Source organism: Bradyrhizobium sp. CCGB20 (assembly GCF_024199855.1).
GTDB lineage: Bacteria > Pseudomonadota > Alphaproteobacteria > Rhizobiales > Xanthobacteraceae > Bradyrhizobium.
This window is the reverse complement of the sequence record NZ_JANADN010000001.1, coordinates 3655437-3676333: the sequence shown is the minus strand read 5'-3', so window position 1 is coordinate 3676333 and position 20897 is coordinate 3655437. Positions and strand designations below refer to the sequence as shown.

Sequence of the window (20897 nt, the reverse complement as noted above, 5' to 3'; positions counted from 1 at the left end):
TCACAATTATATGAATTTGCATATTTTTAGACATGTAATAATTCCATGTCAATCGTCGGGTGGCGGCCCAAAATGCCATCAGCGGCGGCCGAGGGGTCTGCACTGAAATTGGCTGTCGGGGGGCGCGCTCCGGCCGCCCGGCGAAAAACGGGCTCAGCTTCCGGCCGCGGGTGGGAGGCCCGCTCCTGTCAATGCGATCGTGCCCCACGTCCGCGTCGGCCGGCCGTTCGCCTGGATACAGTCTTGATCGCAACAACGACGATCAGGGGTAACCTGCTTTGCAGCCAAACTGTCCGGGCCGCCGAATAACTCCTGCGAAGGTGACATCGCTTCAACGAAACTGGACCAACGAGGATCGCTCGCCCTTTGGTTAACCGTGGGACCCAGAGAAAGCTTGGAAAAATGTGATGCGGCTCACATCGCCGGGGCGAATTAAAGCTTACGCCGTCCTGGAGGATGCAACTCCGGATGGAGATGTCGGATGAAACGCATTATGCTTTCGCTTGTTTCGGCCTTGCTCGTCATCAGTGCGGCCAGCAGCATGCTCAGATCGCATGCACTTTTTAGCTCTGCACAGAGCGGCATGCCAAATATTCAGGAGCTGCAAACAGGCCGAGCGGGCACACTACCGGAGCAGCAGATCGAGGACCGCTCCGTCCTGTTCGCCAGAGAGCGGACGCAATAGAGCATACCGGACCAACCTCTATCAGCCGTCCTTTTCATTCAGCCGCAGCGGTCGCCCGTTGCGGCTTTTGACCGCTCGGTCCAGTTCGCCCCATCTGCTCGTCGAGCCAAAGGCTGTGATGTTCGCGTGCCCAGTTGAGGTCGACCTCACCCGAGCCCATGGCCTCGAAGGCTCCCTCCATCCCGATCGTGCCGATGTAAACATGCGCAATCATTGCGGCCACGAATAGTACGGACACCACGGAGTGGATGATCTGGGCCACCTGCATGCCTTCGATACCACTCATGTAGAACGGGAACATCAGCGCGTATCCCGTTGCGGCGACGAGGCCGCCCCCGATGACGACGATCCAATAGATCATCTTCTGGCCGGCATTGAAGCGATAGGCCGGCGGATGATCATGGCCGACAAGGCCCCCTCCCCGCCTGATCCAGGCAACATCCACCTTGTTCGGGATATTTCCCGCGATCCACATCAGGAAGATCAGGACGACGCCGATGGTGAACGGGAAGCTCAGATAGTTGTGGGCATACTTCGCCCATTGCGACCACTCGGAGAAGGCCTCGAAGCCGATCAGCGGCAACAACAGCGGCCGCCCGAAGGTGATGTTCAGACCGGAGATGGCGAGGATGATGAAGCAGCTGGCTGTCATCCAATGCACGAAGCGCTCAAACAGGTTGAAGCGCACGATCGCACGTCCCGATCGCCCGCTTTCGAGCCGCACCATGCCACGGGTAAGATAGAAGATCACGAGCAGCGCCAACATGCCGATAATCGCGACGCCGCCGATCCAGCGCAGCGTGACATTGCGAAACTCCCGCCATTCGCGCCCCTGCGGTTGCTCGAGCACGCCCGACCTCTGATCCGGAATGCTGACACGGCCCTGGATCCGGTTGAGTTCCTGCAGCAGTTGCTGCTCCTTGACGGAGCTCGCGGTCGGGTTGACCTGCTGGGCACTCGCAGGAACCGCCGTGATCACCAGAAGCAGCGCACATGCTCCGAACAGCAAGCTAACGAATCTTCCAAATGACGCCATCTGCGCCTCCCGCATCGCGTCCTTGACTGCCGTCCGCGTCAGGACTCGATCGTCTCGCGATACGCGGTCTTCCAGCCCCACGCGCCGGAGCCGTAGCCGCGCTTCATCACGCGTTCCTTGTAGATCTGGGCGATAATCTCCCCGTCGCCGGCGAGCAACGACTTGGTCGAGCACATTTCGGCACACAGCGGCAGCTTGCCCTCCGCCAGCCGGTTTGCGCCATACTTCTCGTATTCCTCCTTGCTGCCGTCGGCCTCGGGGCCCCCGGCGCAATAGGTGCATTTGTCCATCTTGCCGCGCGAGCCGAAGTTTCCAACCTTGGGATATTGCGGCGCGCCGAACGGACAGGCGTAGAAGCAATAGCCGCAGCCGATGCAGAGGTCCTTGGAGTGCAGCACCACGCCGTCGGCAGTGGTGTAGAAGCAGTTCACGGGGCACACGGCCGCGCAGGGCGCGTCGGTGCAATGCATGCAGGCCATCGAGATCGAACGCTCGCCCGGCTTGCCGTCATTGATGGTGACCACGCGGCGCCGGTTGATACCCCAGGGCACCTCATGCTCGTTCTTGCAGGCGGTGACGCAGGCATTGCATTCGATGCAACGGTCGGCGTCGCAGAGGAATTTCATACGTGCCATCGTCGTTGCTCCTTATGCCGCCGAGATCTGGCAAAGGGTGACCTTGGTCTCCTGCATGTTCGTCGCGGGATCGTATCCGTAGGTGGTGATCGTGTTGGCGCTTTCGCCGAGCACGATCGGATCAGTGCCCTTCGGATAGTTGCCCCGGAGATCCTTGCCGGCGAGCCAACCGCCGAAGTGGAAAGGCATCCAGGCCACGCCCCTACCGACACGCTCGGTGACGAGCGCCTTCATCCTCGCCCTGGAACTGTTCTCGGCGCCCGTGACCCAGACCCAGCCGCCGTCCTTGACGCCGCGATCGGCGGCATCGGCCGGATTTATCTCGATGAACATGTCCTGCTGCAGTTCGGCAAGCCACGGATTGGTCCGGGTCTCCTCGCCGCCGCCCTCATACTCGACGAGACGGCCTGAGGAGAGGATGAGCGGGAACTGCTTGGCGATCCCCTTCTCCACGGCGGCCTTCTGCACCGAGAAGCCGATGTTGGGCATGCGAAACTGCTTGGCATCAGGCAGCGTCGGATATTTCTCGACGAGGTCGACACGTGGCGTGTAGATCGGCTCGCGATGGACCGGAATCGGATCAGGCAGGCCGAAGGCATTCATCCGTGCCTTGCCATTGCCATACGGCACGCAGCCGTGTTTGAGCGCGACCCGCTGGATGCCCCCTGAGAGATCGAGCGACCACGACACCAAATCCGGATTGGTCGGATTGACCTTCATGATCGTGGCCATCTCCGCTTCGGTGAGATCCGTGTCCCAGCCAAGCTTCTTCAGGCTCGCCAGCGTGAATTCGGGATAGCCGTCCTGGATCTCGGAATCCTTGGAGTAGGATTTGTCGGCCAGCAGGCTGACCTTGCGCGTGGTCCCGTCGGGCAGCTTCTCCTCGCGCTCGATGCCGAAGCGCGGCCGGAACGTGCCGCCGCCGTCCATCACCGCGAGATTGGTATTGTAGAGCAGCGGCGTGCCGGGATGCCGGACTTCCGGCGAGCCCCAGCACGGCCACGGCAGGCCGTAATAATCGCCGCCGACCTCGGGATCGTCCTTGGGCGCACGCATCGTCAGCATGTCGAACTTTGCCTGGTTCTTCATGTGCGCCTTGAGCCGCTCGGGCGATTGCCCGCAATAACCGGTCGACCAGCTGCCGCGGTTCATCTCGCGCAGCACATCTTCTGCTTCAGGCAGATTGTTATCGACCTTGATTTTCTTGAACATCTGGTCGGCGAAGCCGAGCTTCCTGGCCATCAGATAGATGACCTCGAGGTCGTCCTTGGATTCGAAGATCGGCTTCACGATCTGTTCGCCCCATTGCAGCGAGCGGTTCGAGGCGACGCGCGATCCCTTGCACTCGAATTGCGTGGCCACCGGAAGAATGTAGATGCCATCCTTGCGGCCGGCCTCGACCGCCAGCGATGCCCAGGTCGTGGGATGCGGGTCGGCAATGACGAGTAGGTCCAGCGCCTTCAGGCCCTTGAGAGACTCCGGAATCCGCGTGATGCTGTTGCTGGCGTGTCCTTGAACGAACACGGCCCGCACATTGTCCTGCTGAGCGACCTGATCCTTCGGCAACGTCACCGCCTCGAACCAGCGGGTGAGCGGAATGCCGGGAGTTTCCATGATCTGCTTGGAAACAAAGCGCGACTTCAAGAACTCGTAGTCGACATCCCAGACCCGCGACCAGTGCTTCCACGCACCCTCGGCGAGGCCGTAGTAGAATGGCAGTGTCACAATATCGAGACCAACATCGGTCGCGCCCTGCACATTGTCGTGGCCGCGGAAGATGTTGGCGCCCATGCCCGGTCCACCGACATTGCCGGTCATGAGCAGCAGAATGCAGCTCGCCCGCACATTGGCCGTGCCGACGGTCTTCTGGGTCTGGCCCATGGCCCAGATCAAGGTCGACGGCTTCTCGGTAGCGAACATCTTGGCGACCCGCTTGAGCTGTTCGGCGGGAATGCCGGTGACGCGCTCGACCTCTTCCGGATTCCATTTCTCCACTTCCTTGCGGAGATCGTCGAAGCCGTAGACGCGCTGCCTGATGAATTCCTTGTCCTCCCAGCCGTTCTGGAGGATGTGCCACATGATGCCGTAGAGTATCGGAATGTCAGTGCCCGGACGCATCCGCACATATTCCGTCGCGTGCGCCGCGGTGCGCGTCATGCGCGGGTCGATGACGATGAAGTTGGCCTTTTGCAGCTCCTTGCCCTCAAGCAGATGCTGCAACGAAACCGGATGCGCCTCGGCCGGATTGCCGCCCATGATCATCTGGGTCTTGGCATTGCGGATATCGTTGTAGCTGTTGGTCATCGCGCCGTAGCCCCAGGTGTTGGCGACGCCGGTGACGGTGGTCGAATGGCAGATGCGGGCCTGATGGTCGGTGTTGTTGGTACCCCAGAACGCCCCGAGCTTGCGGAACAGATAAGCGCCTTCATTGGTCATCTTGGCCGATCCGAGCCAGTAAACGGAATCGGGGCCCGATTTTTCGCGAACCTCGAGGATCTTGTCGCCGATCTCGTTGATCGCGGTCTCCCAGGAGACGCGCGCCCATTGCCCGTTCACGAGCTTCATCGGATAGCGCAAGCGCCGCTCGCTGTGCACCAGCTCGCGTACGGAAGCCCCCTTCGCGCAATGAGATCCGCGATTGATGGGGGAATCCCAGGTCGGTTCCTGACCGATCCAGACCCCATTCAACACCTCCGCCGTCACGGTGCATCCGACCGAACAATGCGTACAGATGCTTTTCCTGACGGTGGCGCCGGCGGCCAGCGGACCCGCCACGGCGGCTTCCGCTTTGCGCACGCCGGAAACCGGCATGGTGCCGAGTGCCGCGAGCGCACCACCTGCAAGACCGGACCGCCGCAGGAAGGTGCGGCGATCGAGACCGCCGGCCTGGTGTGCCAAGGTATCGGCGACTGAGCCGCGGTGGCCGGATCCAGAATGCTGATCTGATCGCTTGATAAGCACGGCAGCCTCCCTCAGGCGGGATAGCGGTTGACGCGGTAATAGGCCTTCACGTGATCGGATTCCTTGTAGCGCGCCTTGCGCTTCTCATCGTCATTCTCGCTGTCGGCTTGCGCAGAGCCGACGAGCGGCGTCGCCAGCGTGGCGCCAGCGCCTACCGTGCCGATGCCAACCTTGCGGAGAAAGTCGCGCCTTCCGACGGTCGCTTGCTTGTCTTCGTTCATCGCATTTCTCCCGGACCAGCCTGCGCTGGTCACTCAGCGAACGAAAATGCTTGCCTCTCGACCTCGATAAACAGGCGGCCGAGCGTGCCGACCGCGCGATAGAATCTTGCGCTTGCCGCCTGTTCCATGTCGGCGAACAGGCGTCCCATCCAGGGCGAGACGTGTTTCTCGAACAGTGCGCGCTGCACATCCGTCGGCGCATCCAGTTGGCCGTCGGCCATTCCTGCCATGATCTCGCAGAGGATGGCGGCATGATCCTCTGGTTCGAAATTGCCCTCGGCGCGCGCGATGCCGAGCGCCGCGAGATCGGTTCGCAAACGTGACAGCGGCCGTTCGTTGAGGAAGCCGGTCAAATAGTAGGAGGCGTAGGGCAGCAACTCGCCGCGGCCGAGACCAACGAAGAGGTCGAAATATTCGCGCTCGACCTGAGCTGCGCTCGCTCGCGAAGCTGCTTCCGCCAAGCCAGCGTGAGCCTGACCAAGCGGGGTCCCGTCTCCGCTCAAACCGGTAAGCCGATCGAGCAAGCTCCTGGACGGCGCAGCCGCGAGCAAGACAGCGAGAAGGCCATATTCCCGCGATCGCGCGACATCGATCGGATCGATGCTGTCTTGCGACATCGTGCGTTCGTGATGGTGATCGGGATAGAGATCGGGCCGCAGTTCTGCCCGGGGAACACCTGTTGCCGCTTCCACCGCAATCACCCGCTGAGCGGGTATCTTGCTCCAGTTCGAAACCGAGGGCTGTCTGATGCGGATTTTGCGCGCAAGCCGGGCCACGCCGCCTGCGGCGTCAATGGCACGATCAAGCCCGGCGTCACGCATATGGACCTCCGTCGCCCGAGACCCCCGAATGACCGATTTTGCTTGCGTAACAAAGCGCTAACAGAGCGTAGACCTCGCTCCTCGGACGGTCAATCGCCGACCCATAGCGTGAGGCTATACCTTTGGTCGCAGTGTCAGCGAGGAAGAGCACCGCCATGTGTGCGGCGCCGAACAGTCGCGGCTTCCGTGGTCGGTTGCGATGCAACGGGAGCAGCGATCTCGGTGTGGACCGCTTGATCAAACTCTGTAAGCACTGCGGAGTGCACAACATCCGCTTTTGGAACGTCCGCGGACTCCTGCAATTGCGTTGGCGTGTCGGAAGATGCCTCTACAGCGTTCCGCAGGCCGCCGACGATCCGGTCGACCCAGGCGGCCAACTCGGCCTGCGAGCAATCGAGCGGTCCGAACCCCGGCATGGCATTCGGATCGTTGAAGTCCCAGGCGTTTTCGGCGAGCCCCACGAAATCGCGGATCGCGGGATCGGCCGTCCAGGCACGGCGAAGAGCCGCGTGCATCAATTCCTGCGGAACACCTTTGCGCAGGAATGCGGTGATGTCGGTCCCGGCCGCGATCGCATCGATCGACGGCAAGCTGCCGAGATCCACGTCCGGCTCGGCCTTGGCCGCCGGGGGCGACACCGCGGCTTCATCGGCCGGCCCGGCTATTTCCGCCGGCGGAGCATTCCGTTTTGACCCGAGCTTGCGGCGCGACCAACGTGCGAGAAACTCTTCCTCAGTCATTCTTGCCCGCCTTCATGCTGCCGACGCGCCAGGGCTTCGGGATCGGCGCGCCGTCGCTCGCGTTTGACGAACTCTCTCTCGACGTGGTGTTCGGCAACAAAACTTTCAATCACCTCGCGCACGACCTCGGGCATTGGTACGGCTTCAACCAGATTGTCAGCGGCCTCGGTAAACCCCTCTCCTTCCGCGGGATCAGCCGTCGCTGCGGCGATCGCATAAGGCCAGGCCCCCTCGGATGGGCTCAAGACCACCCAGATGCTCGGCGTGCCGGAGGCAACATTGTCGCGGTAACGCGCGGTTTCCGACACGTACAGATCAACCGTTGCGCTGCCGGCATAAAACAAGGTGTTGCCCTCCTGCTCGCGCAAGATTGTCCAGGGCTTCGTATCCGGTTCGTCCGGCAACACGGCGGTGCTCCGCCAGATGAAATCGACCCAAGGCGACTCCGCCCTGCGTCGTTCGACGACGATGCCGACGGGGATGCGCACGATTGGCGGGGCGGCGCTCATCAGATGGCCTCCACGCGCCTGATCGGGAGTCCCGCTAACAGATTCTGCGGTTTCATGCGGAGCTTGTGATCGGCCGTCATCGCCAGGATCAGATAGACCGGCTCGCCCTGCAAGCTCTCCAAGGCGAGCTGCGAGTCCGCAAAGGTCAGGCGAAACAGCGAAAGCACTCTCCCCGCGCTAGGCTCGTCAAGCTCCTCGCCGTGCCAAAGCCGATCGCCCATCTTGGTGGCATCGGCGTCCAACCCGATATACCAGGTCAGCTTCACCTCGCGTGGTTCCGTCAGCGGTTCAATGACAACGTCGATGCCGAGCAGATGGGAGACCCAGCGTGTCATTGCCTGCGCCAGCGCGCGAGACCCTCGCCCACCCGCGGTAAGATCGAGGGCCATGTCAAACCGGTCGCTGCGGTCCCAATAGCTCTCGGCATTGTCCTCGCTCAGCACGTCGAGCTGCGCGTCCACCTTGGTGCCCAGCATCGAGATCAGCGACAAGACAGGCGTCGGGCTGCGACCGCCGACGACCTCTTCATCGCCAAGCAGCAAGGCCTGCTCATGCGGCAGGATCCGCTGCGGCCGGAAAAACAGCTCGGCGGCGCGCAGCACGAACGGATCGTTGTTGCCATCAAGGACATTGCGCAGGATCACGTGCACAAGTTGATTGATGAACAGCGGCGGCAGGTGGTTTGACCGCGAGCGCAGGGCCGCGAGATACGCAGCCTCGAGTGTTGAGTGCCGCAACATGAGATCGCGAAAGCCCAGCACGAAGCGCCAGTTCTCGCGCGCATCCTCATCGGCGATCGCGGTGACGTCGTCCGCTCCGACCGCCCGGCGCGGATCGGCGAGCATATCGCGATGCAGTCCCCGTTCGACCGGGCACGCGTCCCTCGGCGGCATCAGCTCGGGACGGGCAAAATATGCCTTCAAGAATTCGTCGGTGACACGAAGCCCGCCGCTCTCGTCGCGATCGAGCAGGTGATGGCCACATGCGATCCAGAAATCACTCATCCTCGATTTCCATGAACGAGAATGCCCTGCCATGCGGCTGCCCTTCCCGCAGTTGCAGCTTGCGGAAGGCCTCGTGGACTTCGCCATCTCGCGCCGAACGATGGACCGCAATGAGCGAACTGATCGGGTGCGTGCAGAGCGTCTGCGCAAAGGTGACTTCCTCTTCCGCAGCGGTCCTCGCAATTGCCATGTCCGGTGCGCCGAACCGGTCAACGAGTTGCCTGGCAAGGAGTTCGATCAGCGCCTGGCAATCGTCCTCGGTCGCCGGAACAATCTGCGCAAGTGTCGACCATCCCCAGGATTGCACGCCGAGAAAGCCGCTACGGAAGGCGGCACGCGCCTTTCCGCCCAGCGTCCCCGGATCCTGATCGCAGAAACGAAACGCGCCGGAGACCGCCCATTCGCCCGAGATTGCCGGCACGTCGAACATGAAGGTATCGGAGGCATCGAGCGCGATGGTGCGCAGAAGTTTCGCAGCCTTTTTCACGACCCTGGCCCTCCGAGATCAGGATCGAGCCAGGATGGCGCGGCGAGCGCTTTAACAAGGTCTGCCCGCTCAGTCGTGTCACTTCCGATGCGGCGCGTGAGCAGATCGCCGCGATCATCGATGCGTCGCAACGTCTGCCGCTCGCGAGGCATGCGGCCGAGATATTCGCGCGCGACGCTGTCAAATCCATCGACCTGCCAATTGTCGATCGCCCGCATCAGGTGCCGCGCAAAACTCTCCGTCATCTGCACTGCACCGGCCTCGCCGAACCCTTCCTCATCCAGGGCGGAGGCAAGCGGGTGAACACCGGGATCACGATCGTTCATCGCGACTGTCCGGATCATGGCTCCGAATACGAGCCAGCCCGGCGGCTCATCCTCGTCCACGGATGCGGGCCAGCCCAGCCGTCCCCCTCCGACCAGCGCTCCGTCAATCCTCACCGCATCAGGCCAACCGATCGCGACCTCCTTGGCCGGCGGCGCATAGGCGCGCAGGGCGTCGGTCAGGGCAACCATGCCAGCGTAAAAGGCGCGGCGTGCGGTGGTCAGCGGCTCGGCCGGCTCCAGCACCACCGCGAACTCGGCAACATCGAAGCGTCCTACATAGACCAGCGTGCCGGCCCCGCTTTCCGGTGCAATGCGGCATGCATGGGCAAACGCATCTCCGCTCTCGCGCAATCGGACCAAGGCAAAGGGCGGCGGCAGTTGGATGGGTTCCGCCATGGAAGCGTGGCTGGTTGGGATCGACCGCAGGCCGTCCTCCACTTTTTCCCGATTGACAATATCTATACGAGGCAAAGGATCGGCGCGAGTCCGTCATTCGTCGCTCGTCTCGGGAGGGATGAACCTGGAGCAGCCAGCGAAGACCATCCTGATTTGCTCGTGTGAAGACACGATGCGGCTTGACGTGACCGCGATCCAGCGCGGATGCGGCAATGGCGACATCAAGAGTTTTCGTCACCTGTGCGGCGCCGAGCTCGACCATTTTCGCGCAGGCGCAAAGGCAGAGGGCCCTCTGACCGTTGCCTGCACGTATCAGCAATCCTTGTTTGCAGAGGAATCCGGCGAGCGCTCCGCGCCCATCGCGTTCGTAAACGTTCGCGAAACGGCAGGCTGGTCGACCGAGGGCGCGCAAGCGGGCCCCAAAATGGCAGCGCTGCTCGCAGCGAGCGCCGTGCAGGCGCCCGACTATCCGCTGGTCACGCTGGCGAGCGACGGGGTCATCCTGATCTACGGCAGGGACGAAGCGGCAATCGAAGCCGGGCGGCTGCTTTCGGAGCACCTCGATGTGACGGTGATGCTGAGGGAGCCGCGCGAGATCATCTCGCCTGTGGCAACGTCCTTCCCGGTCGTGAAGGGAGCGATCCGTAACGCCAGAGGACATTTTGGCGCCTTCGAGCTCACGATCGACGACTACGCTCGCCCGCGTCCCTCCTCACGCGATCACTACGTCTTTGAAACGCCACGCAATGGCGCCACCTCGCGTTGTGACATCATCCTTGACCTATCGGGAGAGAGAGCGCTGTTTCCAGCGCATGATTTGCGTGACGGTTACCTGCGGGCCGATCCCAAGGACCCGGGCGCCATGCTCCGCGCCGTCCTGAGCGCGCGTGATCTTGTCGGACGTTTCGATAAGCCCAAATATGTCGAGTTCACGCCCGATCTTTGCGCACATTCGCGCTCGAATCTGACCGGCTGCCATCGTTGTCTCGATTTGTGTCCCACGAGCGCGATCACACCGGCCGGCAATCACGTTGCCATCGATGCCGCGATTTGCGCCGGCTGCGGCCAATGTGCCGCCGCTTGTCCAACGGGCGCGGCGTCCTACGCGTTGCCGCCCGCGGACACCCAGCTTCACACCATCCGCGCCATGCTGCTCGCCTATCATCAGGCGGGCGGATCCAGCCCTGTCCTGTTGCTGCACGACGGCCAACACGGCACGCCTTTGATCGACGCGCTTGCGCGGCACGGCGATGGTCTGCCTGCGCAAGTCATCCCTCTGGCCGTCAATGAAGTGACGCAGGTCGGGCCTGAGGCCGTGATCGGCGCCTTTGCCTACGGAGCGGCCGCATTCCGGTTCTTGCTCCGCAGCAAGCCGCGGCATGACGTGACCGGGCTGAGGCAAACGATCGGCATGGCAGAGACCATCCTTGCGGGCCTCGGATTTGAAGGGCGCCGGGTCGCTGCGATCGAAACCGACGATCCGGATGCATTGCTGGAGCAATTGAAGGGTATCGGACGACTTGCCAGCGTGAAGACGCCAGCGACGTTCAAGACTGTCGGCAAGCGGCGCGACCTGCTCCGCTTCGCGTTGAGCGAGCTGCATCGCCTCGCGCCGAACCCGGTCGATGTCATTGCGCTGCCTCAGGGCGCTCCGATCGGCGCAGTGAGCGTCGATACCAGTGGATGCACGCTGTGCCTGTCCTGCGTTTCCGTCTGCCCGACCGGCGCGCTCCGCGACGATCCCGAACGCCCGGTGCTCAAATTCGTCGAAGATGCGTGCGTGCAATGCGGCCTCTGCCAGAGCACCTGTCCCGAAAAGGTCATCACGCTCAAGCCCCAGATCGATTTCCGCGCCGGCCGCGCGAGCGCGGTTGTGATCAAGGAGGAAGAGCCCGCGCTTTGCATCCGCTGCGGCACGGCGTTCGGCGTAAGAAGCACGATTGATCGGATCGCGGCGAAGCTCGAGGGCCGGCACTGGATGTATCCGGCCGGCGACAAGCGCCTCGACACCATCAGGATGTGCGCCGATTGCCGCGCGATCGCGATGAGTGAACAGCAGTTCGATCCGTTTGCGGGCGTTCCGGAACGCGCGCCGCCCCGAACCACCGAGGATTATTTGCGCCGGCCGGACAGCAAGACCTGAGCGCGACCGTCCGTCATCAGCGTTCGGGTCCTCACTTATGCGAGGTCGCCCGGACCAGGAAGTCGGTCAATGCACGGCGGTCTTCGGCCGATCCGATGCGCTGCTCCGGCATCTTCGTTCCCGGCGTGTAGACGTTGGGCCCGACCTCAAACAGCTTTGCGACGGTCTCGGGGGTCCAGACGATATCCATCGTCTTGAGCGCCTCGGAAAACCGATAGCCGGGGACGGACGCGATTTTCCGGCCGAACAATCCGGCTAGCGTCGGCCCCGCACGTTGCGCCTCCTTGGTCGACAGCGTGTGACAGGCAACGCAGGCGCGAAAGACATCGGCGCCATGATCGCCCGCATAGGCAGCCAGCGGATCCGCTGATGTCCCGAACAGGTTCGAACCGACCGGCTCACCGCTCCGCATATTCCAACGCCGGATTTTTCCGTCCGCACCTCCGGTCACGAGCGTGGCCGCATCGTGCAGGAAGACGACCGACCAGACCGGGAAGCCGGGCCCCACGAGAGTCCTCAACACACTGCGGGACTTGCGCTCCACAATGGCAACCGTGCCGCCGATGCCTGCGGCGGCGATCAGCGTCCCATCGTCGGAAAGGGCCAAGCCAACGATCGGTGCCGAGCCTGCGGCCACCTCGCCAGCCGGCTTTCCGTCCGCCGTCAGCATGCGCAGCTTGCCGTCGGCCCCTGCGGCGACGATCTCCCCATCGGACGCAATTGCGACGGCGTTCAATGGCGCCGGCAATACCACTGTTTCAGGCCGGCCCTCCGGCAAGCGCCAGATGCACAACGCACGATCGTAGCCGACGCTCACGAGCGACATGCCGTCCGGAGCGAAGGCGACACCATTCACGTTCTGCACGTGCCCCTCAAAGGCGCGTGACGCGCCATCGGCCAGGGACCAGAGCCGCACGCTGTGGTCCCACGACGCCGAGGCGAGCATCGATCCGCCCGGCGCCACGGCGAGTGCCACCACCGGACCGGTATGCCCCTCCAGGACTTGATCGGGCTGCTGCAGGCCTGCCGTCCAGAGCGCAATCCGGCCGTCGGCACCCGCTGTGATCATGCGGCCGTCCTTCAGGAACGCAACGGCGTTGACGGCATCCGCATGATACCGCAGCACCTCACCCGCCGCGTCGGTCTTCAGCGCCCAGCGGATGGCGGACGTGTCGAAGCTGCCCGACAACAGGCTGTCGCCGTCTGGCGAAACGGCGAGCGCCCGTACAGGACCGCCGTGCCCCGCAAGCTGCGCGTGTGCCGCTGACGCAGCAACAATCGCCAGGAGGGTCGCGGCGACCCGGGCGCACGAAGCCCACCCCATCAATCTTTGCCGGCCATGGTTGCTCCACGCCTTCAAGAATGCCCGAAAGAAATGTCCGCGGCACGACGTCTACTTTTCCGGTGCAACGACCTTTTTGGACGAGCCCTCGGGCGCCGCCTGCATCCCGGGCGGACTCTGACCTTGCGGACTTTCCGCGGGCGCGCCGCCCGAACCCGTATTGATGGGGCCCGTCCAGCCCTGAGGCTGTATTTGGCCCTTCTCTTCGGGACGGGTCTGTGCCGCAGGCGACCCTGTCTGTCCGGACTGGGCGGGCGCACTATCGAAGGTCACGACTGCTGCCAGGCATAGGATGGATGTCAGTGCCTTCACGGCGAACTCCTCCTTTGGAGCCCAACGAGGAAGGATCGATATCCGTTCCTCAAAGCGCACTGCGTCAGTTCGCCCATCGTCGGCATTCTCCCTTGAATGGCGGCAGCGCGAGTCCTAGCTTTGGTTGGTCACGTCTTTGCTCGTCATGTCAAGGAAAAGGCATGCTGGGGCAATCGAGGCCATTTCTGCGGATGATCTCATGGCTGCGCGCCGTGCGCGTGCTTTTGATCACTCCGGAGCCAGCGACCCGGGAAGCCTCGCCTCTCCTCGTCCTCACGGTTGTCGTGCTCATGCTGCTCGTCGCCATATTGGAAGTGGACTTGCACCGCGCCGACCTTCAAGCGCTGGGGTTGATCGGCGATGCATTTCCAATCGACCCGATTTTCATGAGCCCTTAGAGTCGGCAGGAACGGCGGGTGAGCTTGAGATCGTCCGTCACAGTTGCCCACAGCAAGCGGCGTCGTAAGATGCAGGCGGCTTGCAAGTGATGGAGTTTGCGCATGAAGGCTTTTCTGCTCGGCTGCGCTGCGGCCATTGTCATCGCATTTGGCGCAATGGCAATCCTGGATCAGGTGCAGGAACCCGTTTCCCAGGCGTTTGCCACAACCGGCGTGCGTCTGTAAGACGCCGGCCGCAAGAGGCGCCGGGGCGGCCTGCTCCATGCCCGGCTGCTATCTCTAGAGAAGGGAGAGAAGGGGCGCGTGCCCTGGGCCCACGTCTTTCGCAACGTGAACGACCGCGTCTGATACCTGGCGGCCGCATGATGACGCTGGTCCTCATCGTGGCGCTTGTCGCGGCGCTGGGCACAACTCGCGTATGCGCCGCTGACATTGGTTATCTGACTTCTCCGGGACTCCCTGCCAAGGATTTTCTCCCAACTCGGCGCCCGGTTGCGCCGATCGCCGGCCTGAGCCGCTCCGCCTGGGAGCACCGCGACGTCCTGGATGAGGTCGGTGAGGTCGCCCGTCTTCTCGAGCTGAAACCAGGCATGACGGTCGGCGATATCGGTGCAGGCAGCGGCTATTACACGGTCCGCCTCTCAAACATCGTCGGCCCAAAGGGTGTCGTCGTCGCCCAGGACATCATGCGGGACTATCTCATCGAACTCGACAGGCGAACAGAACGGTTGGGGCTGACGAACATCATATACGCGTTGGGCGAACCACACGACCCACGCCTGCCCGCTTCCTCGCTGGATGCCGCCATCCTCGCCCGCATGTATCATGAGATAACCCAGCCCTATGCGTTCCTCTATAATCTCGCACCGGCCTTGAAGCCGGGCGCGCGGATCGGAATTGTCGACTTCGAGCGCCCGACCTCAAGGCATGGCACGCCGATTGATCTGCTGCGTTGCGAACTGACCGCCGTTGACTACGCCGAGATCGCCACGTATCGGCTCGCAGGCGATGGCGGGTACCTGGCGGTGTTCGCTCCACCGCAGGCCGGAGGTCGAAAACCTCCTCGCGACATCGTTGCCTGCACGGATCGCGTCGGCTTTCGCTGATCATACGATGAAGGTCACCTGCCCAAAACCATTCCGATGCCGCTCATTCGATGGGCGCACGCCGCGTATGCCAATCCGTCACTGACTGGAATGCGTACCCGGCACGGGCAAGCACATCTTCGGATAGATGCGGGCCGACGAGCTGCATGCTGAGCGGCAGCCGGTCCGACGCCATGCCGTTCGGCAGCGTGATGGTCGGGCTGCCCGAGAAATCGAACACGGCGGTGAAGCGAAGGATACTGAGCAGAACGTTCGGATCGGCGCCATATTCGCCCATCTTGGTCAGCGTCGGGATCGGCACGGGCATGGTCGGGATCAACAGCAGGTCGATATCGCCGAACAGGGCGGCGAGGCTGCCGCAGAACTTCAGTCGCTCATGATGGATCGCTGCGATCTCGACGCCACTCATCGACCTGCCCTGCTCGATAAGCTGCGCGAGATCGGGGCCGTATTCCGACTTCCGCGACGGATAGGTCTCGAGATGCGCCTCTGCCGTCTCGATCGAGCACATCGGGATCCACATGCTGACGAGCTTCTGGTAGTCCGGGAACTTGACCTCGCGGATATCGGCGCCAAGGTCCGCAAGCATGCGCTCCGCTTCCAGTAAGGCGGCGACCACCTGCGGATCGATTCCGTCCTGGGTGTAGCTGCGGTCCACGCCGATCCGTAAGCCGCGGATGCCGTCCCCGATCCCGGCGAGATAATTCGGCACCGGGGCCTGCAGGGCCGTCGGGTCGTTGACATCGGCGCCCGCAATGACGCCGAGCATGGCGGCCGCATCGGCCGCACTCCGGCACATTGGTCCGACATGGTCGAGCGAGTCCGCCAGCGGAAAGACGCCGTGACGGCTGACGCGTCCCCAGGTCGGCTTGATCCCGGTCAAGCCGCAGGTCGCCGACGGAAACCGGATCGAGCCGCCGGTGTCGCTGCCGATCGAGCCGAAGCAGAGCCCCGCCGAGGTCGCCACGCCCGATCCGCTCGAGGAGGAGCCGACCCAATAGTCGACGCCCCAGGGATTGAGCGGCGCCTGGTCGTTCGGATGGTGGCTGGTATAGGCGCCCTCGGTCATCTTGAGCTTGCCGAGCGTGACGGCACCGGCGTGCTCAAGCCGATCCACGATCGTCGCATTGAAGGACGGAACAAACCTGGCGTGGATCGTGGTGCCGCCAGCGGTCGGCGCGAACGTAGTGTAGCAAAGATCCTTCAATCCGATCGGCACGCCGTGCAACGGCCCGCGCCAGATGCCCTTGGCAAGCTCGACGTCGCAGCGCTTCGCCTGCGCCATGGCGCGCTCGGCGAGGACGAGCGCATAACCGTGAAACCTGCCGTCCAGCTTCGCGATCCGGCTCAGCATCGCCTCAGTCACTTTCGAGGGCAGAAGCTCGCCCCGGCGAAACAGCTCGGAGAGTTCGGTGATGGACTTGTAGTGAATTGGATCTGCTGACATCTGACAGCCCCGCTGTTGTCGGAAACGGCTTCGCACACCGGCACCGCTGACGGCCCGGTCTCGTGACTGCGCTGCGCGAGAAGCGCCTAGAACTGCACTCCTCGCGTGAGGGCACCATCGACCACGAGGTTGGTCCCGGTGATGAAGCTCGCCGCCTTGCTGGCAAGGAACACCGCACCATTCGCCATTTCCTGCGGTGTGCCCATGCGGCCGGTCGGGTTGAGCGCCAGCGCGGTCTTGTACAGCTCGGGATTGCCGTCCTTGATCTGATGCCAGACACCGCCCTCGAAATAGGTGTTGCCCGGTGATACCGAATTGGCGCGGATACCCTTCCCGGCAAGCTGGAAGGCGAGCCCCTGCGTGTAGTGGATGATCGCCGCCTTGAACGTGCCGTAGGGGCCGCTGGCGAAATCGACTTCGCGCCCCGACACGCTTGAGATGGTGACGATGGCGGCGGCCTTGCTCTTCTCCAGATACGGCATCGCCGCATTGACCAGCCGCACCGTGCCCATCATGTCGGTGGAGAATTCCTTCTCCCAGCTCTCCTCGTCCTGCCCGATCGACAAGGCGCTGACATTGGCGACGACAATGTCGATGCCGCCGAGCTTGGACGCCATGTCCTCCACCCAGGCCTTGAGCGGCGGACCGTTGGAGACGTCGACCGAACTGCCAAACGCCGCGACGCCTTTCGCCTTGATCGCAGTGACCGCGCTGTCGACGTCGGCCTGGTTGCGCGCGCAGATGCCGACATTGGCGCCTTCGGCTGCGAAGGTGTCGGCGATCGCCCTGCCGATGCCCTTGGTGCTGCCGGTGACGAGAACCTTTGCTCCCTTAAGTCCCAGATCCATGTCCATTCCCTCCCTGTTGACGACTTAGAGACATGCCATGCGGCCGTTCAGAGCAGGAGCTGCTCGCGGACATTGTCCTCGTTGACCTCGCCTCCCGCCAGTGACTGCGTGATCCTGCCCTTCTCCATGATGTAACATCGCTCGGCGATCGCCAGGATCGTGTCGAGATTCTGCTCGACGAAGATGATCGTGGTCCCAAACTCGTTCCGGAACGACCTCAGCGCCTCGCAGATATGTTGTACGATCGAGGGCTGGATGCCCTCGGACGGCTCGTCCAGGATCATCAAGGACGGATTGCCGATCAGCGCGCGACCTATGGCGAGCTGCTGCTGCTCGCCGCCCGACATGGTGCCCGCGGCCTGCCGCCGGCGTTCCTTCAGCCGCGGAAAATACTCATAGACAAGCTCCGGCAGCTTCCTGCCGCCGGGACCGCCGATCAACTCGCCGACCTGCAGGTTCTCCTCGACGGTCATCTGCGGAAAGACATCCCGCCCTTGCGGGATATATCCGAAGCCCGCCCTCGCCCGCGCGTCCGCCTCGAGCTTTGTGACGTCCTGCTCCATGAATCTGATCGTGCCGCGCCAGGTCTGCAGCAGGCCGATCAGGCACCGCATCAGGGTCGACTTGCCGACACCGTTACGGCCGATCACGCCGACGATCTCGCCGCGCGAGACCGACATGGTGACCCCCTGCAGGATCGGCGTCGCGCCGTATCCCGCCCATAAGTCCGATACGTCAAGAATCCGGCCAGTGGGTGTGGGCTTAGTGAGCATGGGTCTTACCGAGGTAAATTTCCGCGACCTTTTCGTCCTGCAAAATGCTTTCGAGATTGCCGCGCGCAAAAATCTTGCCGAGATGCAGCACCGTGACGCGTTGGGCGACCTGGCGCACAAAGGCCATATCGTGCTCGACGACAAGCACCGTCATGCCTTCGGCATTGAACGACTTGATCAGCTCGCCGGTCTTGAAGGTTTCCTCCGGTGACATCCCGGCAGTCGGCTCGTCCAGCAGCAGGAGCTGAGGCTTCAGCGCCAGCGCCATCCCGATCTCGAGCCATTGCTGCTGGCCATGCGACAGCGCACCCGCGAGCTTCTCGCTGTCCGGGCCGAGGTTGAGCAGTGTCAGCAGGCGATCCTCTTCGGCGATGCGTTCCGCGCCGGACAGTCGCTCCTGGAGCGCAATCTGGATGTTCTGCCGGACCGGCAGCTCCTTGAACACGCTCGGAGCCTGCATCTTGATGCTCATGCCCCGCTGCACGCGCGCGTATGGACGCTCAGCCGTGATGTCGACGCTGTCGAACAGGATGCTGCCATGGGTCGGCGGATAGAGACCCACGATCAGCTTGAACAGTGTGCTCTTGCCGGCGCCGTTGGGACCGATCAGGCAGTGGACCTCGCCTGCGTTGACCGCAAGGTCGACATCGGAGACGGCGGTCAATCCGCCAAAACGCTTGGATACACCTTTGACTTCGACCAGCGTCATGATCAGGACTCTTCCGACTGCAAGCGGCCAGCCTCCACCATGACGGCACCGTCATCGCGCCGCCGGCGGCCGCTCCACCAGTCCGCAACGAGCTTGCCGATGCCAAGCACAAAGCCCTGCGGCGCGAGCATCACCGTGGCAAGGAGCAGCGCCCCCATCAGCACCAGTGCGGCCTGTTGGCTGTAGACCGTGATGGTCTGGAAGCCGAACAGCAACAGGAACGACCCGATCAGGGTCGCAGTCAAATCGCTGCGTCCGGAGAAGGCCACCCACACGATCGGCATTGCAGCGGCCGGCAAGCCAATGCTCGACGGGGTGATGAACTGACCCCACGACGTGTACAGGGCGCCGCTGAGGCCCGCGAGACCGCTTCCGATCACGAAGGTCAGCAGTTGGTATTTCCTGACGTCGTAACCCAGCATCTCGGCGCGCTGCGGGTTTTCCCGCGTCGCCACGATGACGTTGCCGATCCCCGAATTCACCAGCATGCGCAGCGCGAGATAGACGATCACGATCAGCGCGACCATGACGTAATAGAGCGCCGAGCCCTCGATATAGAAGTCGCCGACGGTCAACGGGTCCATGCCCTTCATGCCGTTGAACCCGTTCAGCCGGGCGGGGCCGATGTGCCATTCAGGCCCCGCGGTCTGGCCCAGAAAGAAGGCCAGCACCAGCGTTGCGGACAGTGTCACGATGCCGAAGAAGATACCGTTGATGCCGCCCCAGATCATGAAGTAGCCGAGGATGCCAGCCGCGACCATCGCGATAAACACAGAGAGTACAAGCGCCGCGATCGTGGCGGTGCCGCCGCCCATGTTGATCGCGAGCACGCCGTAACCGTAACCGGCGATGCCGAAGAACAAGGTCTGGCCGAACGACAGCATGCCGCCATAGCCCCACATCAGGCAGAGGCCGAGCGCCATGAATATCCAGATCAGGAAGTAGGCGAAATTGCCGACGTCGTAGGAATCGGCGAACAGTGGATAGGCCAGCGCTCCTGCCAGCACGGCGACAAAGCACGACCAGAACAACTTGCCGCGTCCGAGCGTCTGTGGGCCTTCCAGCAGCTTGAACATCAACATTCCCCTTTAGCGCCCACGACGAACCAGCACGCTGGAGAGCCCCTCGGGCAATACCCGAATGATCAGGATGACGGCGACCAGCATTCCGATCTGTCCGATGATCTGGCCGTAGCTCGCATTCAACGCCATCCGGATCATCGCCAGGAACACAGCGGCCGGCGCCGTTCCGAGCAGCACGTTCGCCCCTCCGATCACGACCGTGACGAAGCTTTCGACCACGAAGGTGGCGCCCATGGTCGGGATCAGCGTCATGGTCGGCGCGTACAGCGCCCCGCAGAGCCCGGCGAGACCGGTGCCGATCCCGAAACTGATCGCATAGATGCGGCCGGTGCGTGCGCCCAGCGCCTTCGCCATCGCCGCATTCTGCATCGTCGCACGGGCGATCACGCCGAAACGCGTCTTCATGAAGATGATGTAGAGACCGGCCAGCACGGCCACCGCGCAGCCGAACAGCACCAGACGATAGGTCGAAAACGTATAGCCGCCGATTGCGAAGCTTCCCTCGGGCGTGCCGATTCCTCGCACGGCAGACCCGACGATCAGGAGCATCGATTGCGTTACGATGAGGCTGAGGCCCCAGGTCGCGAGCAGGGAATCCAGAGGCCGCTTGTAGAAGCGACGCACGACCAGGAATTCGACGAGGACACCGATGAGCCCCGCCGTCAGCGCGGCGAGTATCTGGGCGATCGCGAGCGGCACGCCCAAATTCACCAAGCCGACTGTCACATAGGCGCCGCACATGATGAACTCGCCATGCGCCATGTTGATGACGCCCATCATGCCGAACACGATGGCGAGGCCCGCGGCCGAAAGAATGAGGAACGCAAACACGTCGGCGAACTGATAGAATACCGAGAACACTTCAGCCGACATCTTGATCCCCTTGCCGATCCCGGCGCCGCATCGTTGCGGCGCC

The 20897-nt window shown here is 63.0% G+C and carries 22 protein-coding genes; 5 read left to right on the top strand and 17 right to left on the bottom strand.

Translation table 11 applies throughout. From position 1 onward, the window contains the following. Positions 1-481 precede the first annotated feature (481 nt). On the top strand, positions 482-685 hold the full coding sequence (locus NLM15_RS16695; RefSeq protein ID WP_254118151.1) for a hypothetical protein: 204 nt from the start codon (positions 482-484) through the stop codon (positions 683-685). A 34-nt stretch (positions 686-719) separates the two neighbouring features. Here NLM15_RS16695 and NLM15_RS16690 read toward each other — a convergent pair whose 3' ends face one another. The 10 genes from NLM15_RS16690 to NLM15_RS16645 all read right to left on the bottom strand — a co-directional run bounded on the left by NLM15_RS16690 (position 720) and on the right by NLM15_RS16645 (position 9863). After that, entirely contained in the window at positions 720-1721 is a 1002-nt protein-coding gene (locus NLM15_RS16690; protein WP_254118150.1) for a formate dehydrogenase subunit gamma, read from the bottom strand. A 38-nt stretch (positions 1722-1759) separates the two neighbouring features. Beyond that, positions 1760-2356 (bottom strand): formate dehydrogenase FDH3 subunit beta, encoded by a 597-nt coding sequence (fdh3B, locus tag NLM15_RS16685; RefSeq protein ID WP_007592757.1) that lies wholly within the window; start codon positions 2354-2356, stop codon positions 1760-1762. Positions 2357-2368: 12 nt separating this feature from the next. After that, entirely contained in the window at positions 2369-5317 is a 2949-nt protein-coding gene (locus NLM15_RS16680; RefSeq protein ID WP_254118149.1) for a formate dehydrogenase subunit alpha, read from the bottom strand. 11 nt (positions 5318-5328) lie between these two features. After that, a complete protein-coding gene (locus NLM15_RS16675; protein WP_254118148.1) occupies positions 5329-5538 on the bottom strand; it encodes a twin-arginine translocation signal domain-containing protein in 210 nt (69 codons plus the stop codon). A 29-nt stretch (positions 5539-5567) separates the two neighbouring features. Then, on the bottom strand, positions 5568-6359 hold the full coding sequence (locus NLM15_RS16670; RefSeq protein WP_254118147.1) for a molecular chaperone TorD family protein: 792 nt from the start codon (positions 6357-6359) through the stop codon (positions 5568-5570). A 134-nt stretch (positions 6360-6493) separates the two neighbouring features. Beyond that, the gene (locus NLM15_RS16665; protein WP_254118146.1) at positions 6494-7099 is read right to left on the bottom strand and encodes a DUF3306 domain-containing protein; all 606 of its coding nucleotides are present in this window, start codon (positions 7097-7099) and stop codon (positions 6494-6496) included. After that, positions 7096-7611 (bottom strand): DUF3305 domain-containing protein, encoded by a 516-nt coding sequence (locus NLM15_RS16660; RefSeq protein WP_254124263.1) that lies wholly within the window; start codon positions 7609-7611, stop codon positions 7096-7098. The genes NLM15_RS16665 and NLM15_RS16660 overlap by 4 nt, the downstream gene beginning before the upstream one ends. Continuing rightward, a complete protein-coding gene (locus tag NLM15_RS16655; protein ID WP_254124262.1) occupies positions 7608-8612 on the bottom strand; it encodes a DUF6352 family protein in 1005 nt (334 codons plus the stop codon). Before NLM15_RS16655 ends, NLM15_RS16660 begins: the two co-directional genes overlap by 4 nt. After that, positions 8605-9099: a DUF6505 family protein gene (locus NLM15_RS16650; protein WP_309144930.1), complete on the bottom strand. Its 495-nt coding sequence runs from the start codon at positions 9097-9099 to the stop codon at positions 8605-8607. The genes NLM15_RS16655 and NLM15_RS16650 overlap by 8 nt, the downstream gene beginning before the upstream one ends. After that, positions 9096-9863 carry a biotin/lipoate--protein ligase family protein gene (locus NLM15_RS16645; RefSeq protein WP_254118144.1) on the bottom strand — a complete coding sequence of 256 codons (768 nt, stop codon included), beginning with the start codon at positions 9861-9863 and terminating at the stop codon, positions 9096-9098. Before NLM15_RS16645 ends, NLM15_RS16650 begins: the two co-directional genes overlap by 4 nt. A gap of 130 nt (positions 9864-9993) precedes the next feature. On the opposite strand from NLM15_RS16645, the gene NLM15_RS16640 reads away from it, so the two are divergent. Next, a complete protein-coding gene (locus NLM15_RS16640) occupies positions 9994-11964 on the top strand; it encodes a 4Fe-4S binding protein (RefSeq protein ID WP_254118143.1) in 1971 nt (656 codons plus the stop codon). A gap of 31 nt (positions 11965-11995) precedes the next feature. Here NLM15_RS16640 and NLM15_RS16635 read toward each other — a convergent pair whose 3' ends face one another. Continuing rightward, positions 11996-13288, bottom strand: a complete 1293-nt coding sequence (locus NLM15_RS16635) for a c-type cytochrome (protein ID WP_254118142.1) — start codon at positions 13286-13288, stop codon at positions 11996-11998. Between the two features lie 491 nt (positions 13289-13779). Between NLM15_RS16635 and NLM15_RS16630 the strand changes: the two genes are divergently transcribed. From NLM15_RS16630 to NLM15_RS16625, 3 genes are all read left to right on the top strand, one after another. Next, positions 13780-14016, top strand: coding sequence for a hypothetical protein (locus NLM15_RS16630; RefSeq protein WP_254118141.1), 237 nt, complete (start codon positions 13780-13782; stop codon positions 14014-14016). Between the two features lie 102 nt (positions 14017-14118). Beyond that, complete coding sequence (locus NLM15_RS43510; protein WP_256565447.1) at positions 14119-14241, top strand: hypothetical protein; 123 nt, start codon at positions 14119-14121, stop codon at positions 14239-14241. A 137-nt stretch (positions 14242-14378) separates the two neighbouring features. Next, a complete protein-coding gene (locus NLM15_RS16625; RefSeq protein ID WP_254118140.1) occupies positions 14379-15122 on the top strand; it encodes a methyltransferase domain-containing protein in 744 nt (247 codons plus the stop codon). A gap of 43 nt (positions 15123-15165) precedes the next feature. Here the strand turns inward: NLM15_RS16625 and NLM15_RS16620 are convergent, their stop codons facing one another. The 6 genes from NLM15_RS16620 to NLM15_RS16595 form a co-directional block, all read right to left on the bottom strand. Further along, positions 15166-16569 carry an amidase gene (locus tag NLM15_RS16620; RefSeq protein ID WP_254118139.1) on the bottom strand — a complete coding sequence of 468 codons (1404 nt, stop codon included), beginning with the start codon at positions 16567-16569 and terminating at the stop codon, positions 15166-15168. Positions 16570-16655: 86 nt separating this feature from the next. Continuing rightward, positions 16656-17417, bottom strand: coding sequence for an SDR family NAD(P)-dependent oxidoreductase (locus NLM15_RS16615; RefSeq protein ID WP_254118138.1), 762 nt, complete (start codon positions 17415-17417; stop codon positions 16656-16658). Positions 17418-17464: 47 nt separating this feature from the next. Beyond that, complete coding sequence (locus NLM15_RS16610; protein ID WP_256565446.1) at positions 17465-18190, bottom strand: ABC transporter ATP-binding protein; 726 nt, start codon at positions 18188-18190, stop codon at positions 17465-17467. Then, positions 18180-18899, bottom strand: a complete 720-nt coding sequence (locus NLM15_RS16605) for an ABC transporter ATP-binding protein (protein ID WP_254118136.1) — start codon at positions 18897-18899, stop codon at positions 18180-18182. Before NLM15_RS16605 ends, NLM15_RS16610 begins: the two co-directional genes overlap by 11 nt. Before the next feature lie 2 nt (positions 18900-18901). After that, complete coding sequence (locus NLM15_RS16600; protein ID WP_254118135.1) at positions 18902-19975, bottom strand: branched-chain amino acid ABC transporter permease; 1074 nt, start codon at positions 19973-19975, stop codon at positions 18902-18904. A gap of 12 nt (positions 19976-19987) precedes the next feature. Next, entirely contained in the window at positions 19988-20854 is an 867-nt protein-coding gene (locus tag NLM15_RS16595; protein ID WP_254118134.1) for a branched-chain amino acid ABC transporter permease, read from the bottom strand. Between the last annotated feature and the right edge of the window lie 43 nt (positions 20855-20897).